Origin of the sequence: Haloarcula sp. CBA1131 (assembly GCF_008728975.1) — an archaeon.
Lineage (GTDB): Archaea > Halobacteriota > Halobacteria > Halobacteriales > Haloarculaceae > Haloarcula > Haloarcula hispanica.
Genome location: NZ_RPCY01000001.1, coordinates 277,284 through 292,280 on the forward strand (window position 1 = coordinate 277,284; position 14,997 = coordinate 292,280).

The following is a 14,997-nucleotide window of genomic DNA, read 5'->3' on the forward strand; positions in this document are numbered from 1 at the left end:
CCCGTAGCGAGACAGTTCTGAATGGCCAGTTATCTCCGATAGCCGCTGTACCCGCGCCTGCTTCGACGCCGGTGTCCCGTCACTGTGAGCGGCAATCACTACCGTCAGTACGTACGTTTTTACCGTTTGAGCCGCTGCATACTGGTAATGAGGCCACGGATCGCCCTACTGAACGCGGCCCACGACGGCGATGACAACCGCCGGAACTTCCGGCGGGAACTCGACGCCGACCTCGTGGAATACGACGTGACCGAACGCGAACTGCCCGACACCTTCGCGTTCGACGGCTGTCTGGTCACGGGCAGCCGCGCGTCCGTCTACTGGGACGAGCCCTGGATACGGGACCTCGAATCCTGGGTGACCGACGCGGTCGACCGCGACATCGCGTTCCTGGGCGTCTGTTTCGGCCACCAACTGCTGGCGCACGCGCTCGGCGGGACCGTCGAGGCGATGGACGAGTACGAGATCGGCTACCGAACCGTCGAACACGACGGCGAGAACGAACTGCTCGCCGGCGTCGACGAGTCCTTCACCGTCTTCACGACGCATTCGGACCGTGTCGCCGAGGTGCCGCCGGGTTCGACCACGTTCGCCGAGAACGACTACGGCGTCCACGGGTTCCGGAAAGAGAACGTCTTCTCGGTGCAGTTCCACCCCGAGTACGACCCGGAGACGGCCGAGACGGTGACGAAAGGCAAGGACGAGCAACTCTCCGACGAGCGCATCGAGGCGGTGCTGGACGGCGTCACGGAGGAGAACTACCGCGCCGCCTGCGAGGCCAAGCGACTGTTCGACAACTTCACCGAGTTCGCTGCGCGTCAGACTGGTGACGCGACCGGCACCGCCGCTGCTTCCGATGACTAAGCCGTCGAAGTACCTTCTGACGGTCAGGTGAACCGGCCGGTCTCGGCATCACATTCCTCACAGCGTGTCACCAGCGCGCCCCGGTCGTCCGTCATCTCGACGTAGTTGTGCGTGCGACCGCCACACTCCTCGCAGTGCCGAAGCATGTCCGTGTCGCCCATCTCCTGTGGCGCGCCGAGCGCAAGCGCAACGACGCGCACGTCGCCCTCGTTGTGGCCGCGTTGCCACTCACCGGGGGCAAAGCGGATGGCCTCACCGGCTCCGACGCGCACGTCGCCGTCCTCCGTCTCGAACGTCGCTGTGCCCGACTGGACGAGAAACACCTCCTCCTGGTCCGGGTGTCGGTGGTAGCCGAAGCCGAAGGACTCGCCCGGTGCCAGTTCGTAGTAGTTCAGCGCGATGGCGTCGGTGCCGAGCGACCCGGCGAGCGCCCGCTTGACCGACGCCGGCCCCATTCGCGACTCGACGGCGTCGAGACTGACTTTCTCCATAGTTGCCATGTACAGCGGACAGTCCTTAACCGTTAGTCAGGGCGAGTCACATCGGTGCCACTGGGGCACGCCACGGCAGAAGCAGCAAAACGGAGCGTCGGTCACTCGCGTCGGTCGATGTCGAGTTCTTCGTCGAGGTCTTCGAGCCAGTCGGCGTCTTCCAGTTCCGCCATCTGTTCACGGAAATGCGTCTTGCAGACACCGACCTTGATGCCGTCGCTCTCGACGGCGATGTCGGCTTCACGGTCGCAGTAGTGACACTGCATACCTGAATAGTAGCCCCGGACGACATTGAACCCTCGGGTTCCGTCTGCCGGTTGTCAGACGCTGAGCGCTGTTTCTACCTTGCCCCAGGCGGCGGCGTCCAGACCGGTGTCACCCAGCGTCTCGCCGTGAGCGTCGCTGCCGCCCGTCGGCACGAGGTCGTATCGCTCGATAGCGTCGTCGACGAGGCTGTCGTCGACCGTACGGCCATAGGGGTACCACCGTTCGACGGCATCGAGCGACGCACACTTGGACAGCGCGGCCGCCGTATCGGGGTATCGAAACGGATGGGCGAGGCCGACCAGCCCGCACGCGTCCGAGAGGACTGCACAGCCGCGCTCGAAGGACGGGACCTCCCGGGCGACGTAACAGGGACAGTCGTCGCCAATTAGCTCGTCGAATGCGGACTGGAAGGTGTGATCCGACACCTCGGCGATCCCGTGGGCGATGTGGGGGCGACCCAGGCCGTCACGCGGTTCGACGGGGAGCGAGACGCCCAACCGGTCCTCGACACACTCGATGATGCGCGCGCCGCGCTCGCGGCGGTTCCGCTGGATGCGCTCACACTCGGCCCGGAGTTCGTCGGTCGGGTCGACGCCGTAGCCCAGCAGGTCCAGTCGCTGGGTCCCGGTTTCGACGCGGAGTTCGATGCCGTGGAGCAGCGTCACGCCGTCCCGGTCGGTAACGGGGCTGTCGAGTGCAGGCTGGAGTCGGTCGTGGTCCGTGAGGGCGACGACCTCGACGCCCGCTCGTCTCGCGGCGGCCGGGACCTCGTCGAAGGAGAGCGTCCCGTCGGAGCGGGTCGTGTGTACGTGCAAGTCAGCGACGACCATACAACACCCACAATCCCCAGCAGCAAGCCGCTTCTGGTCGAGCCATGTGTCGTGGGCACACGAAACGTGAGTTCCTTATACGCATTAAGAGACATTATGATTATCTATAGTGAAGGTTTATTATCGACCATGAACTTTCGGGACATATGCGAATGCTAAGCAACGCGACGGACGCCTTCCAATCGTATGACTACCCGGTTTCCGCTGAAGAGATCATCGAGGGCGACGGCGACATGGAGCTAGAACTGCCAAACGGCACCGAACGGCTGGGCGACGCGCTGAGCCGGTCGGCCCCGGAAACCTTCGAGAGCGCGGAAGACGCCGAGTTCGCGGCGTTCGCGGGCGTGTCGAGCAAGGCCATCGGCCGAAAGGGCTACTCCGACCGCGACCCGGTCTGCATGGGCGAAGACGGGCCGGACCAAGTCTCCTTCTAACGGCCCAGCACTACCTGCGGCCACCCCAGCTCTGGACGGGTTTCCCGTCTCCTTCGTTTTTACACGGGCGAGCAGCAGCGCTATCGCTGTCGGTGAGTGCACACACTGGAGCCAGCTACCTGTCGAGAAAGTCCGGTCTGTCGACGGCGTCAGTGCTGTCGATCGACTGCCTGTCGAGCAGTTCCGAGGAGTCGAGCGCCGACGGCAGACCGTCGCGGCCGCTGGTCGGCACGTCGTCTTCGTCGATGTACGTCTTCTCGCCGTTGATCAGGTCGGCCCAGAGGGCGTCCCGGTCGGCGTTGGTCGTCTCCGCCGCTTCCTTCGCTTCGTTGCGGCCTTCGTCGTACGCGAGTTCGACCATGCTCTTGTGGTACGCCGAGTTCATCTCGGCGTAGATGGCTTCGAGTTCCTCGCGGTTGTACTCCCCGAGGCGCTCGGCGACGCCGATGGCGTAGGCCCGGTCGGTCGCCTCGTCCTTGTCGAGGGTCTCCCAGTCGGTCCCGAACTCGCGCTCGTAGCGGCTCATGTCTCCACTTTCCGGTCGGCGTGGACCTGCAGTCCGGCGTCAGAGAAGGATATCTCCCGAATGTCACAGTCGATGGCAGTGCCTCGCATCTTGATAACCTGGACGCCGCGGGTCATGCTCCCGTTTTCGAGGAAGTTGTGGAAGAAGACGACGCCGTGTGCGAGGTAGTGTTCGTCGCTGTAGGAGGACGGGTCGGTCATCTCAGAGATGAGCAGCGTCGTCGCGTCCGTCTGTTTCAGCGCGGAGAGAAAGCCCGTGATCTCGTCTTCGACGTCGTTCATGAAATGCTGCAACAGCATCGTCGAGTCGATGACGACCCGCTGGATGTCGTTCTGTCTGATATATGCGACGAGGCGGTTCGTCAGGCCGCCCTCGCTGCCGAACTGCGTGATAGTTCGCTTTCCGCTCTCGGTGACGAGGTTGAGGAACTGGATGGCGTCAGACTGCATGGCCCGGTCGAACCCGAACTCGTAGCCGGCCATGTCCTGCATCAACTCCGTCTTGGTCTCGTGCATCGTCACGTACAGGCACGTCTCGCCCTCTTTGACGCCCTGTGTAATGAACTGTGAGCAGAAAGTAGTCTTCCCGCTGCCCGGCGGGCCGCTGACCACATAAAGACGATTCGGGAGTAGCCCCCCCTCAATGAGTTCGTCGAAGCCGGGGACCCCACTAGAGAGACGCATATCAGCTACCTGAGTCCGTCTGGACATATGCTTTCACATTCTATTTTCACCGGTGATAACTCATTCGGCTGCCTCAGCGTTCGAGGGCGCTGGGGTGGCTATCAGCCAGTTCGAGCAGTCGCTCCGTGCCAGCCTCGTCGAACCGCATCGGCCGTCGCCACCACGGCCCCTTCCCCGAGTCGGACGACAGTTCGGTGACCAGTTCGTTCGCGTCGGTGCCGCCGCTCGGTGCCGACAGCGGGACGACCGTGTCGTACAGTCGTGACTCGTCAGCGTTGCCGCGAATGAGAACGCGAGCGTCGAAGGGGTCGCGTTTCACATGGGCGTTCGAGGCGAACTGTGCCTGTTCCTCGGACGGGAGGTCCCGGTACTCGTCGCCGGTCACCGCGTCACGAGCGAGTTGGAAGTGACCGATGACGTGGGCACCCCACTTCGGCGACGCCCAGGCCGAACGCTCGTCGGCCATCGACAGCGTCGCGTAGAAGAACAGGTAGTCACCGGCCGACAGCTCCGAGAGCGGGCCGGCCTTCACGCCGTGTTCGTCGCCGTACGTGTAGCGCTCGCCGCCGGCCTCGGGAAACTCCGGGTCGAAGTGGACCGGCTGGTCGGCCACCGCAGAAACGTCGGTCCGCAGGTCGAGGTCGCCGTAGGTCGGCACTGGCTCGCTGGTCGGTTTCGATTCGGGAATGGGAATATACTCGAAGGTGCCGTCGGAGAACAGTGGCCCGCGAAAGCCGGGCTCGTTCGTGTTCGCTCCGACGTTGATGGCGACGCTTCGCATACCAGGGGTTCGGTCGGTGCGGCAAAAGGACTGCCGGCGTGGCCGCACCGGCTACTGGCGGTCCGGCGGCTGGAGGTCCCGCTGGAACTCGTCGAACTGCTCCAGATTATCGGGCAGGGTAACGGACAGTTGCCGCTCGGCGCGGCGGTCGACGTTCGCCCCCTCGATGGGTTCCGCGACGGACTCCCAGCCGTCCTTGACGGTCAGGGACTTCGCCGGCGTGCCGGCGGCGATATGATGGGCTGGGATGTCCTTGCCGGCGATGGACTTCGCCGCGAGGATGGCGTTTTCCCTGACTTTGACGCCGGCCCGGACCATCGAGTCGTAGGTCAGGCGCACGTCGTCTTCGATGATGGTGTGGTAGTTGTCGACGTGGGTCTGGTCGACGGCGTCGTGGTCGTGGCTGTAGACGTGGGTGTCGTCGGAGATAGAGACGCGGTCGCCGATAGTGAGTCTCCCGCGGTCGTCCAGGTGGACGTCGTCGTGGACCACGACGTTGTCACCAACCTCGATGTTGTGGCCGTAGGTGAACGTGATGCCCTTGAAGAAGCGACAGCCCTCGCCACAGGAGTCAAAGAGGTGGTCGGCGAGCATCCGCCGGAACCGGAGCGCGAACTCGACGTTGTCCGCCATCGGCGTCGCGTCGAACTGCCGCCAGAGCCACTGGAGGTGTTTCGAGCGTTTGAACCGCTCCTCGTCTTTCTCGGCGTAGTACTCGCTTTCGAGGGTCGTGTTACAGGGGTCATAGCCCTGAAGCCGGACCCGCTCGGCCGGGGAGATATCCGCGCCGTCCTGCCAGCGCTCGTAGGCGTCCCGGTCGCCGTGGAGGTCGACCAACACGTCAGTGACAACATCGCAGGTGTCCTCGTCACCGGAAAGGCGCTCGTCGACCTCGTCGATGAACGCCCTGAGCCCCTCTTCAGCGAGCGGTGGCAGCGACACGTGACGCTTCGTCATGTCGAGTACGTGGCTTCGCGGGCAGATAGGGGTTTCCGTTACCTGAAACCTACCCAGTAACACCCGTGTCACGACACCGTATACCACGGAATTCGGCGAGCAAGCCACAGTTAAGACGCCGCCGTTCCAGACGACGACATGGTCAGGTCGGATTTCATCATGGAGATACGGCGCTACATCGTCAATCCCTCTGAGCGCCGGCTGCGAGCGCCGTGGCGGGTCACGCTGTGGGTGTTTCTCGCCGGATTCGGCCTCGTTCTGCTCTCAGGAGTGGTCGCAGTGGTGTCGTCCGTGGTGGGCGTGACGCCAGCGGTCGCAGTTGCGCGCCAGATTGCGCTCTTTGCGGCCGGAACCACCGTCGCTGTCGTACTCGGCTATCTGCTGGACCGACGGACGCTCTCTGACTACGGGTTAGGGTTCGACCGACAGTGGTGGCGCGACGCTGCGTTCGGCCTCGCGCTCGGGGCGGGGCTTCCCACGCTCGTCCTGCTTGTCGAGCTAGGCGCAGGGTTCGTGGAAGTCAGCGTCATCTTCGCTACCGTCGACAGCGGGCCGCTCCCACTGACCGCGTTCGGACCGCCGGTCGCTGTCCTCCTCTTGGGAGCGTTCTTCATCGTCCAGGCGACTGCAGAGGAAGTGCTCGTCCGTGGCTACCTGTTGACGAATGCGGCCGAGGGGCTCGCTGGCTGGGTCGGGAAGCGCCGCGCGGTCATCGCCGCGACGGCGCTGACCGGCGCGCTATTCGGCGTTCTCCACTGGACGAACCCCAGCGCGTCGCTGCTCAGCGTGACCAACATCACCCTCTACGGCCTCCTGCTCGGTGCGTGTTACGTCCTGACCGGGCGACTCGGGGTCGCCAGCGGCTTCCACGTCGCCTGGAACTACACGCTGGCACTGCTTGGCTTCCCCGTGAGCGGCCTCCGCATGGGTGTCTCCCTGCTCTCAACCGATGCGACCGGCCCGACGCTGGTGACCGGCGGCAACTTTGGCCCCGAAGGCGGCCTCATCGCGCTCCCGCTGCTTGGCGTCGGCGGAGCCGCGCTATACTGGTGGGTCCACCGCGAGTACGGCACGGTCGAACTGCTCGATGCTATCGCCACCCCCGAGCTCCGGATTCGGACGCGGTCCGACACCGCAAACCAAGACGGCTAAGTGGACAGCGCCACTACAACGGGTATGGAATACGCGACACTCGGAAACTCCGGCGTCGAGGTCTCGGAAGTCGGATTCGGTGCCTGGGTCGTCGGCACGGACTGGTGGGGCGACCGCACCCGCGACGATGCTATCGACATGGTCCAGCACGCACTCGCGGAGGACGTGACGTTTTTCGACACCGGCGACGTGTACGGCCACGGCGACAGCGAGGAGATCATCGGCGAGGCGCTGGCGGAACACCGCGACGAGGTCACCGTCTCGACGAAGATCGGCTACGACTTCTACAACAACCCCCAGGCCGGCCACGGCGAACTCCCGAAGAAGGTCACGCCCGAGTGGGTTCACACCGCCGTCGACCGCTCTCTCGACCGCCTCGGCATGGACCACGTCGAACTTCTGATGCTCCACAACGCCAACGTCGACGAGGTCGACGAGGACGTGCTGGAGGCGCTGGACGAACTCCGCGAGGAAGGGAAAGTCGAGGCCATCGGCTGGGCGCTCGGCCCCTCTATCGGCTGGCTCGCCGAGGGCGACGCTGCGGTCGCAAACGAATTCGACGCGCTCCAGACCGTCTTCAACCTCTTCGAGCAGACTCCCGGCCAGCATTTCATCGACACTATCCGCGAGCAGAACGCCGATACGTCGGTACTCGCTCGTGTCCCGCACTCCTCGGGCCTGCTGAACGAGCAGGTGACCCCCGAGACGGAACTCGGCAAGGGCGACCACCGTTCCCACCGGCCGAGCGAGTGGTACGAAACCGGCTGGGAGAAAGTCGAGGAAATCCGGTTCCTAGAACGTGACGGAGCACGGACGATGGGCCAGGCGGCCATCCAGTGGCTCCTCTACAACGACGAGGTGGCGTCGGTCACTCCGACGTTCCGGACGAACGCCGACATCGACGAGTGGGCCGGCGCGCCCGATACGCCGCCGCTCAGCGACGAGGAGTACGACCGCGTGCAGGAACTGTACCGGGACAACTTCGGTATCGACCGCGACGACGGGATGGACGCCCTGCGCTCGTCGGTCGGCGGTGCGGACCTCGAAGAGACCGGGATGAAATCTGCCGGGGACTGACGGCGAGGTGTCGGAGCGCCGACGCACAGGCCACGGCAGATCAGGCGGGCGACTGATTTTCTCGCTGTCCACCGACTTTCGTACCGTCCAAACATGGCGGTTGGACTCTGACATCTCCAGTCGACAACTGACCCCTGGAGAACATCGACGACCAGACAGCTGTCTGTCGGTTCCCGGCTGTTACCCCTCTGTTTCGACAGGAGATGTACCGCCGTCTTGCGGTTGGGGTGGCGAAGTTTCACATTCACCACGGTGCGTCTGACGGCCGCAAGACGCGGGACGGAAGGCGGTTCGAGATGAAATGAAGGGGTTCGAGGCGCGGGAGCAGTCCACATGCCAGTTCGGGCGGACGCTGTTGCGGGTCTCGAAAACCGCCGGAGAAAAAGTCTGGAATCGTCGCGTCGGTAGTAGTCCTTAGGACTCGGGCTACTCGTTCAGCAGGCCGTCTTCTTCGACGCGCATGACGCCCTCGCCGTCTGGGAGGTTCGGCGCGTCGACGAGTTTGACGATGCGCTTGTTCCCCTTGGACTTGCGGAGGTACATTCGGAACGTGGAGGTGTGGCCGAGGATGTTGCCACCGATGGGCTGGGTCGGGTCGCCGAAGAAGGAGTCCGGGTTGGAGGCGACCTGGTTCGTGACGACGACGGCGGTGTTGTTGAGGTCGCCGACCCGCATCAGGTCGTGGAGATGCTTATTGAGCTTCTGCTGGCGGTCGGCGAGTTCGCCACGCCCGACGTACTCGGCTCGGAAGTGGGCGGTCAGCGAGTCGACGGCGAGCAGGCGGACGGGGAACTCCTCGTCCTGACTCTCGCTTGCGATTTCCTGGGCCTTCTCGGCCAGGAGAATCTGGTGGTTGGAGTTGAACGCTTTCGCGACGTGGATCTTCTCCAGCACGGAGGCGACGAGGTCATCGAGCAGGTCCTCATCGGTGGGGTCTGCGTCGTCCCCCTCCTCGACGATGCCGTGGAGGACCATCGTGTCTGCCAGTACCTCGTCGGCGAGGCCCTTGACCATCTGTTCGATACGCTCCGGTCGGAACGTGTCCTCGGAGTCGACGAAGATGGCGCTGCCTTCCAGTCCGCCGTGTTCGGCCGGCAACTGGACGTTGACCGAGAGCTGGTGGGTTACCTGGGACTTGCCGGCCCCGAACTCGCCGTACACCTCGGTGATGGACTGGGTCTCGACGCCGCCGCCGAGCAGGTCGTCGACCTCGTCGACGCCCCAGGAGAGCTTCCCGATCTGCTCGCGGCGTTCGAGCACTGTTGAGCCGGTTTCGAAACCGCCGATATCAGCTGCTTCGCGGGCAGCCTGGATGATGTCTGCCGCCGACGATTCGCCGATGTCGGCCGTATTCGACAGTTCGCCGGGGGAGGCGACCGCAATCCCCTGGTATGAATCGTAGCCGTTGTCTTCGAGTTTCTCTGCTGTCGCCGGACCGACACCCGGCAGCTCTTCGAGGTCCTCACTTGCGGACATGGACGTGCCTTGTGCGTCCGGGGGTATAAAGCCTCGTTAACACCAGAGTGAAAGTGAAAGTGTAGGACGGCAGCGGTGTCGTTCGAGACGGAATCGGGAGTTTTAGATGGGAAAGGGGAAAGAGCGCGTCGTCCTACTCCCAGGGGTGGTAGCCGGGACGGTCGGGCCACAGCGGATACCAGTACTCCTTGTCGCCTTCCACGGTAATTTCGTCGCTGAGGTTGCTGTCCAGTTTGAACTCCGCGGACGTGTTGCGTTCGTGGCTGTCGTGAGGGTCCGGCGCGAACGGGTAGTACGCGCCCCGGCGGAACGAGTACACCCAGTAGACAGTCTGGTTCTCGCGCGCGTGCTCGAACGCGAACAGCGCTGCGAGCAGGCGCGACCCGTAGCGCCGCTCGACGAGCGTGTCCGCGGCGAAGTGAATCGACGTGAGCAGGTCCTCGAAGTCGTCGTCGTGCAACACGACCCACTGGTAGCCGTGGTCGTCGGTCTCGAAGGTCGCCCGCGTGCCCGTCTCGACCATCCCGGCGTCGAGAATAGATTCGACCTCGTCGACGGCGTCCTGGAAGTCCGTGCTGTCGACGTCGGCGAAACACAGTGCCGCCTCGCCGGTTGGTTCGTACCCCAGATCGGCCTCCATCGTGATGTAGGCGGTACTCATTCCGAACAGATCGTCGGGGTCGGCGTCCCGTGTCGCGTCGGCCTCGGCTTTCACCCCGAGGACGCTCTTGAGTCCGTCGAGCAATCCCATATGCTCGTCTCTATGGGCCGGGGACCAAGGTGGTTTGTGTCTCTGGCGGGAGGAGTCGGATTCAGGAACAGGTAGTAGAACAGCCAGAAAACCCCGCCCTGTAGCTGATTGAGCAGCCGAAACGGTGGGACTGAAAGGGGCGAGACGCTGGGCGTACGAGACGACGTAAGCACTGGAGCGAATGGAATGAGCGAAGCGCGCAGCGAGTGTGCGGCGCTCCGCGCCGCGACTACTCGAACGGCGAGCGAAGCGAGCCGTGAGAGTCACAGGAGCCCAGCGTCTCGGGGCTTTCTGGCTCTATGCAGTAGCTACTGCGAGACGGCACACTCCGTCATACCTGACAGTCAGAAAACTAGCTATTTCTAGCGGCCTTCGAGTTCGCGTTCGAGGTCCTGCAGGCGGTCGATGCGCTTCTCCGTCGACGGGTGGGTACTGGCCAGGCGGCCGATCCAGCCGACGTCGATGGGGATGATGAAGAAGGCGTTCATCTCCGCCTGGTCGCGCATGTCCTCCTTCGGAACTTTGTCCATTTGGCCGTCGATCTTCATCAGCGCGTTCGCGAGGGCGGCGGGCTTGCCGGTAATCATCGCGCCGCCGCGGTCGGCGGCGTACTCGCGGTAGCGGCTGAGCGTCCGGATCAGGAGGAACGAGATGACCCAGACGACCAGCGAGATGAGGATGGCGACGATGACCGGTACCTGCTGGCCGCCACGTTCGCGGCCGCCGCTGAACAGCCAGCCCCACCGGACGATGAGGAAGGCAATCGTCGAGAGGAACGACGCGATGGTCATCACCATCACGTCGCGGTTCTTGATGTGGGCCAGCTCGTGGGCCAGCACGCCCTCCAGTTCGTCCTGATCGAGCGTGTCCATGATGCCCGTCGTCACGCAGACGGCCGAACTGTCTTTCGACCGGCCGGTGGCGAAGGCGTTGGGCACCCGAGAGTCGGCGACGGCGACCTTCGGCTTCGGGAGGTCGGCCTGCTGAGCCAGGCGGTCGACAGTCCGGTGGAGTTCGGGGTACTCTTCCGGTTCGACCGTCCGGGCTCCCATCGAATACAAGGCGAGCTTGTCGCTGAAGAAGAACTGCGCACCGAGGAACAGTCCCATGACGACCACGATAAGCGCGAGGTTCTCGAAAGCCACAACGAGCACTCCGAGGAAGACGATGTACAGCGCGAACAGCAGGAACATCGTCAGGGCCATTCGGCCTCGGAGCCCCCAGTCTGTTTGCCACTCCATGCCCAGTGATAGACGGTCGACACTCTAAAACCTCGCTATCGTGCGAAAGCACCACACGGCAGGGCCAGGGACTGTCAGCGAATGGTCCACACACATTTACTCTCGGGGCAACAACCGGATGCATGACCGACACTGTCGTCGTCACTGGCGGGCGCGGACGTTCCGGGCGCTGGATCTGTGACCACCTCGCCGGCGAGTACCACGTCGTCTGCGTGGACCTGGACCACCCAGGCTGGGAGGTCCCGACGCGGGAGCACATCGATTTCAAAGCCGTCGACGTGACTGAGGGCGTCGAGGTCCGTGACCTGTTCAGCGAGGTCGAGCCGGACGCCGTCGTCCACTGGGCCGCGTTGCCGGCGCCGGAGCGCCACGCGGGCACGCGAGTGTTCGACACCAACGTTTCCGCGACGTACAACGTCGTCGACGCGGCGGGTCGGGCCGGCGCGGACGTCGTCTGGGCGTCCTCGGAGAGCGCCTACGGACTGGCCTTCGCCGAGGAGACGCCGCTCCCGGCGTATCTCCCGATAGACGAGGCACATCCGACTGCGCCGGAGGACCCGTACGGCACGTCGAAGGTCGCCGGCGAAGAAGTAGCGAAGATGGTCGTCCGGCGTGACGGCGTCAACGTGGCATCAATCCGCCCGTCGTGGATTCAGTACCCCGGCGAGTACAACTGCCGGGACGTGGCCACGGGCGACCTCGCCGACGGTGCGGGCAACTGCTGGTCGTATGTCGACGTTCGCGACGTGGCGACAGCAGTTGCGGCGGCGCTCGATGCCAACCTCGGCGGGCACGAAGCATTCAACGTCGCCGCCGCCGAGAACTACGTCGGCCGGCCGACGGCTGACCTCGTGGAAGAGCAGTGGGGGGAGCTTCCCGCAGAGTGTGAACTGGACGACGACCAGTCGGCGCTCTCAACTGCGAAAGCGCAGGGCCTGTTGGACTGGGAGCCGGAATACGACTGGCGTGAGGCCGTCGACGCCGACATTGCAGCGCCGACCCTCACGGGTGAGTGAGCGCTTGGGAGCAGTGCTGGACCTGCCGACGGCGTCCTGCCGCGGCGGCGGAACACACGGCTTAAACAGTTCAGTACAGTAAGGCCGGTAATGAGCCGGTCGGGAGAGTTCTGTCCACGCTGCGGTGACGAAATACCGGAGGGCACCGACGAGCGCCCGGAGCTGGCTGGAGCCGGCGGCCAGCGCAACTCCGAGCACGTCCTCTGTGACGCCTGCTACTTCGAGGAGTTCGACTTGGTGGACGCCCCCGACACCATCCAGGTTCGGGTCTGTTCGCGGTGCGGCGCGGTCCACAAGGGAAACCGCTGGGTCGACATCGGCGCGGAGGACTACACCGATATCGCCGTCGAGCAGGTCAGCGAGGCGCTCGGTATCCACGTCGACGCCCAGTCAGTTGCCTGGCAGGTCGCCCCCGAACAACTCGACAAGAACAACATCCGGATGCACGCGGAGTTCTCCGGCGTCATCCGCGGAACGCCAGTCACCGAGGAAGTGACCGTCCCCGTCCGCATCTCCCGGCAGACGTGCAAGCGCTGCGGGAAGATCGCCGGCGGGTCATTCGCCAGCATCGTTCAGGTGCGGGCCGACGGGCGCGACCCGACCGACGACGAGCGCGAGCGGGCCGAAGAAATCGCAGAAGAGTACATCGCCGCCCGTGAAGCGACCGGCGACCGCAACGCCTTCATCACCGAGACGAAGTCCGTCGACGACGGGCTGGACATGAAGATCTCGACCAACCAGATGGGGCTGGGCATCGCCAAGCGCATCACCGCCCAGCTTGGGGGCTCCTACTCCGGTTCGCGGCGTCTCATCTCCGAGGACGAGGACGGCCAGGAGCTGTACCGGATGACCTACGCCGTCCGCCTGCCCCGCTACCGACAGGGCGAGGTCATCGACCCGGAGGACGGCGACGGGCCGGTGCTGGTCCGTTCGGTGCAGGGGAACCTCAAGGGCGTCCGCCTGACGACGGGCGAAGACTACGAGGCCAGTTTCGAAGAGGGCGAAACGCCCGACGCCCGCCGCCTGGGGTTCCGCGAGGACGCCCAGACGACCACTCTCGTCGCCGTCGAGGACGACAACGCCGTCCAGGTGTTAGACCCCGAAACCTTCGAGAGCAAGACCGTCCCGCGGCCGGACTACCTCGACACCGACACCGACACCGACGAAGTTCCGGTGCTGAAGAGCCACGCCGGGTTGCACATTCTCCCGGCCGAGGGAGACAACACGGATACCGATGAGTGAGGACGGAGCCAGACGCGAGTCGAGCGAGACGGACGACCAGCAGCTAGCCGCTGTCGTCGCCAAGCCTCGCTCGCAAGTCGCTATCGAATCTTTGCGGGCCGAGGGCGTCTACGACGATACCAGAAGCATCACCGAGTGGACCGCGGACAGCGTCGCGGTTCCGGTGACGGCTCCGCCACAGGAGACGCAGTTCCGGGAGGTCGTCCGGCAGGTCGGCGAGCGCCGTCTCCGAACGCTCGATGACCACCTCCGGGAGCGCGGCTGGAGCGACGAGGAGATCGCTGCCGCGCCGAGTTCCTGGGCCGTCCTCGGCTCCGTCGTGCTGGTCGACATCGGCGACAGCCCTCGGCCGGCGGAAGTCGGCGAGGCGCTGCTGGCGCTCCACGGCGAGGCCGAAACGGTGCTGGCCCGTCACGGCATCTCCGGCGAGCACCGCGAACCCAGCGTCGAAGTCATCGCCGGCGACGGCGACACTGAGACGGTCCACACCGAACACGGCACGCGCTACGCGATGGACCTCGCCGAGGTTATGTTCTCGCCCGGCAACAAGGCCGAGCGGGCGCGGATGGGCGACATCGTCGCGGCAGACGAGCGGGTGCTGGACATGTTCGCCGGCATCGGCTACTTCACGCTCCCGATGGCCCGTGCCGGCGCGCAGGTCACCGCCGTCGAGCGCAATCCCACGGCGTTTCGCTTTCTGGTCGAGAACGTCATGCTGAACGATGTGGACGAGCGGGTCCACCCCTACCGGGCCGACTGCCGGGATGTCGTTCCGGGCTTCGCCGAGGAGGCACGCGCCGACCGAATCGTGATGGGATACTACGAGGCCTCCGCGCCGCGCGCGGAGGACAGTCGGGCTCCGCCCGACGCTTCCCACGAGTACCTCGACAGCGCGCTCGACGCGCTCACGCCCGGCGGCGTCCTCCACATGCACGAGGCCACGCCGGACGCGCTCGTGTTCGACCGTCCCATCGAGCGACTGGAGGCGGCCGCCACCGAGGCCGGCCGGGACGTCGAGATTCTGGATACCCAACGCGTCAAGGAGTACAGCGAGGGCGTCGCCCACGTTGTCGTCGACGCTCGGGTGCAGTAGGGCGTCTTTACGCACGCAATCCAGACAAGTGAGAACAGGTAGCATGCCCCGGGCAGACGGTCGTAACGCCTAATTAGGCGAGTAGTCAAGGGAACGGCATGGACAGACAGCAGATT

Annotated in this window: 17 protein-coding genes; 7 read left to right on the forward strand and 10 right to left on the reverse strand. The window is 64.8% G+C overall.

Translation table 11 applies throughout. The annotated features are described in order from the left end of the window. Window positions 1–147: 147 nt before the first annotated feature. Complete coding sequence (locus Har1131_RS01430) at window positions 148–864, forward strand: type 1 glutamine amidotransferase (RefSeq protein ID WP_014039202.1); 717 nt, start codon at window positions 148–150, stop codon at window positions 862–864. A gap of 23 nt (window positions 865–887) precedes the next feature. Here the strand turns inward: Har1131_RS01430 and Har1131_RS01435 are convergent, their stop codons facing one another. From Har1131_RS01435 to Har1131_RS01440, 3 genes are all read right to left on the reverse strand, one after another. After that, a complete protein-coding gene (locus Har1131_RS01435; RefSeq protein WP_050007582.1) occupies window positions 888–1,355 on the reverse strand; it encodes a cupin domain-containing protein in 468 nt (155 codons plus the stop codon). A gap of 101 nt (window positions 1,356–1,456) precedes the next feature. Then, on the reverse strand, window positions 1,457–1,621 hold the full coding sequence (locus Har1131_RS21560; protein ID WP_014039200.1) for a DUF6757 family protein: 165 nt from the start codon (window positions 1,619–1,621) through the stop codon (window positions 1,457–1,459). A gap of 54 nt (window positions 1,622–1,675) precedes the next feature. Next, complete coding sequence (locus Har1131_RS01440) at window positions 1,676–2,452, reverse strand: PHP domain-containing protein (RefSeq protein ID WP_050007581.1); 777 nt, start codon at window positions 2,450–2,452, stop codon at window positions 1,676–1,678. A 146-nt stretch (window positions 2,453–2,598) separates the two neighbouring features. Between Har1131_RS01440 and Har1131_RS01445 the strand changes: the two genes are divergently transcribed. Then, on the forward strand, window positions 2,599–2,886 hold the full coding sequence (locus Har1131_RS01445) for a hypothetical protein (RefSeq protein WP_023843068.1): 288 nt from the start codon (window positions 2,599–2,601) through the stop codon (window positions 2,884–2,886). A gap of 115 nt (window positions 2,887–3,001) precedes the next feature. Here Har1131_RS01445 and Har1131_RS01450 read toward each other — a convergent pair whose 3' ends face one another. The 4 genes from Har1131_RS01450 to Har1131_RS01465 all read right to left on the reverse strand — a co-directional run bounded on the left by Har1131_RS01450 (window position 3,002) and on the right by Har1131_RS01465 (window position 5,833). Beyond that, entirely contained in the window at window positions 3,002–3,412 is a 411-nt protein-coding gene (locus tag Har1131_RS01450; protein WP_014039197.1) for a hypothetical protein, read from the reverse strand. Continuing rightward, complete coding sequence (locus Har1131_RS01455) at window positions 3,409–4,095, reverse strand: ATPase domain-containing protein (protein WP_044951579.1); 687 nt, start codon at window positions 4,093–4,095, stop codon at window positions 3,409–3,411. Before Har1131_RS01455 ends, Har1131_RS01450 begins: the two co-directional genes overlap by 4 nt. Before the next feature lie 73 nt (window positions 4,096–4,168). Next, window positions 4,169–4,876 (reverse strand): hypothetical protein, encoded by a 708-nt coding sequence (locus Har1131_RS01460; RefSeq protein ID WP_064287063.1) that lies wholly within the window; start codon window positions 4,874–4,876, stop codon window positions 4,169–4,171. Window positions 4,877–4,927: 51 nt separating this feature from the next. Next, the gene (locus Har1131_RS01465; protein ID WP_064287064.1) at window positions 4,928–5,833 is read right to left on the reverse strand and encodes an acyltransferase; all 906 of its coding nucleotides are present in this window, start codon (window positions 5,831–5,833) and stop codon (window positions 4,928–4,930) included. A gap of 138 nt (window positions 5,834–5,971) precedes the next feature. On the opposite strand from Har1131_RS01465, the gene Har1131_RS01470 reads away from it, so the two are divergent. Both Har1131_RS01470 and Har1131_RS01475 read left to right on the forward strand, forming a co-directional pair. Beyond that, window positions 5,972–6,985 (forward strand): CPBP family intramembrane glutamic endopeptidase, encoded by a 1,014-nt coding sequence (locus Har1131_RS01470; RefSeq protein ID WP_014039193.1) that lies wholly within the window; start codon window positions 5,972–5,974, stop codon window positions 6,983–6,985. Window positions 6,986–7,009: 24 nt separating this feature from the next. After that, complete coding sequence (locus tag Har1131_RS01475) at window positions 7,010–8,062, forward strand: aldo/keto reductase (RefSeq protein ID WP_050007583.1); 1,053 nt, start codon at window positions 7,010–7,012, stop codon at window positions 8,060–8,062. 426 nt (window positions 8,063–8,488) lie between these two features. Here Har1131_RS01475 and radA read toward each other — a convergent pair whose 3' ends face one another. The 3 genes from radA to htpX all read right to left on the reverse strand — a co-directional run bounded on the left by radA (window position 8,489) and on the right by htpX (window position 11,530). Continuing rightward, window positions 8,489–9,538, reverse strand: a complete 1,050-nt coding sequence (gene radA, locus Har1131_RS01480; protein ID WP_014039191.1) for a DNA repair and recombination protein RadA — start codon at window positions 9,536–9,538, stop codon at window positions 8,489–8,491. A gap of 133 nt (window positions 9,539–9,671) precedes the next feature. Then, window positions 9,672–10,289 carry a hypothetical protein gene (locus tag Har1131_RS01485; RefSeq protein ID WP_151102777.1) on the reverse strand — a complete coding sequence of 206 codons (618 nt, stop codon included), beginning with the start codon at window positions 10,287–10,289 and terminating at the stop codon, window positions 9,672–9,674. Window positions 10,290–10,651: 362 nt separating this feature from the next. Beyond that, window positions 10,652–11,530 carry a zinc metalloprotease HtpX gene (gene htpX / locus Har1131_RS01490; RefSeq protein ID WP_050037379.1) on the reverse strand — a complete coding sequence of 293 codons (879 nt, stop codon included), beginning with the start codon at window positions 11,528–11,530 and terminating at the stop codon, window positions 10,652–10,654. Between the two features lie 122 nt (window positions 11,531–11,652). On the opposite strand from htpX, the gene Har1131_RS01495 reads away from it, so the two are divergent. The 3 genes from Har1131_RS01495 to Har1131_RS01505 all read left to right on the forward strand — a co-directional run bounded on the left by Har1131_RS01495 (window position 11,653) and on the right by Har1131_RS01505 (window position 14,881). Then, entirely contained in the window at window positions 11,653–12,546 is an 894-nt protein-coding gene (locus Har1131_RS01495) for an NAD(P)-dependent oxidoreductase (RefSeq protein WP_151144733.1), read from the forward strand. A gap of 90 nt (window positions 12,547–12,636) precedes the next feature. Then, window positions 12,637–13,788 carry a 60S ribosomal export protein NMD3 gene (locus Har1131_RS01500; protein WP_050037377.1) on the forward strand — a complete coding sequence of 384 codons (1,152 nt, stop codon included), beginning with the start codon at window positions 12,637–12,639 and terminating at the stop codon, window positions 13,786–13,788. Continuing rightward, entirely contained in the window at window positions 13,781–14,881 is a 1,101-nt protein-coding gene (locus tag Har1131_RS01505; RefSeq protein WP_050037376.1) for a class I SAM-dependent methyltransferase family protein, read from the forward strand. Before Har1131_RS01500 ends, Har1131_RS01505 begins: the two co-directional genes overlap by 8 nt. Window positions 14,882–14,997 lie beyond the last annotated feature (116 nt).

Excerpts from the sequence above, each read along its gene's own strand:
- Har1131_RS01465 (WP_064287064.1), bottom strand. The coding sequence starts at position 5,833 with ATGACGAAGCGTCACGTGTCGCTGCCACCGCTCGCTGAAGAGGGGCTC.
- Har1131_RS01475 (WP_050007583.1), top strand. The coding sequence starts at position 7,010 with ATGGAATACGCGACACTCGGAAACTCCGGCGTCGAGGTCTCGGAAGTC.
- htpX (WP_050037379.1), bottom strand. The coding sequence starts at position 11,530 with ATGGAGTGGCAAACAGACTGGGGGCTCCGAGGCCGAATGGCCCTGACG.
- Har1131_RS01440 (WP_050007581.1), bottom strand. The coding sequence starts at position 2,452 with ATGGTCGTCGCTGACTTGCACGTACACACGACCCGCTCCGACGGGACG.
- Har1131_RS01500 (WP_050037377.1), top strand. The coding sequence starts at position 12,637 with ATGAGCCGGTCGGGAGAGTTCTGTCCACGCTGCGGTGACGAAATACCG.
- Har1131_RS01485 (WP_151102777.1), bottom strand. The coding sequence starts at position 10,289 with ATGGGATTGCTCGACGGACTCAAGAGCGTCCTCGGGGTGAAAGCCGAG.
- Har1131_RS01455 (WP_044951579.1), bottom strand. The coding sequence starts at position 4,095 with ATGCGTCTCTCTAGTGGGGTCCCCGGCTTCGACGAACTCATTGAGGGG.
- Har1131_RS01435 (WP_050007582.1), bottom strand. The coding sequence starts at position 1,355 with ATGGAGAAAGTCAGTCTCGACGCCGTCGAGTCGCGAATGGGGCCGGCG.
- Har1131_RS01470 (WP_014039193.1), top strand. The coding sequence starts at position 5,972 with ATGGTCAGGTCGGATTTCATCATGGAGATACGGCGCTACATCGTCAAT.
- Har1131_RS01505 (WP_050037376.1), top strand. The coding sequence starts at position 13,781 with ATGAGTGAGGACGGAGCCAGACGCGAGTCGAGCGAGACGGACGACCAG.
- radA (WP_014039191.1), bottom strand. The coding sequence starts at position 9,538 with ATGTCCGCAAGTGAGGACCTCGAAGAGCTGCCGGGTGTCGGTCCGGCG.
- Har1131_RS01495 (WP_151144733.1), top strand. The coding sequence starts at position 11,653 with ATGACCGACACTGTCGTCGTCACTGGCGGGCGCGGACGTTCCGGGCGC.
- Har1131_RS21560 (WP_014039200.1), bottom strand. The coding sequence starts at position 1,621 with ATGCAGTGTCACTACTGCGACCGTGAAGCCGACATCGCCGTCGAGAGC.
- Har1131_RS01460 (WP_064287063.1), bottom strand. The coding sequence starts at position 4,876 with ATGCGAAGCGTCGCCATCAACGTCGGAGCGAACACGAACGAGCCCGGC.
- Har1131_RS01445 (WP_023843068.1), top strand. The coding sequence starts at position 2,599 with ATGCGAATGCTAAGCAACGCGACGGACGCCTTCCAATCGTATGACTAC.
- Har1131_RS01450 (WP_014039197.1), bottom strand. The coding sequence starts at position 3,412 with ATGAGCCGCTACGAGCGCGAGTTCGGGACCGACTGGGAGACCCTCGAC.
- Har1131_RS01430 (WP_014039202.1), top strand. The coding sequence starts at position 148 with ATGAGGCCACGGATCGCCCTACTGAACGCGGCCCACGACGGCGATGAC.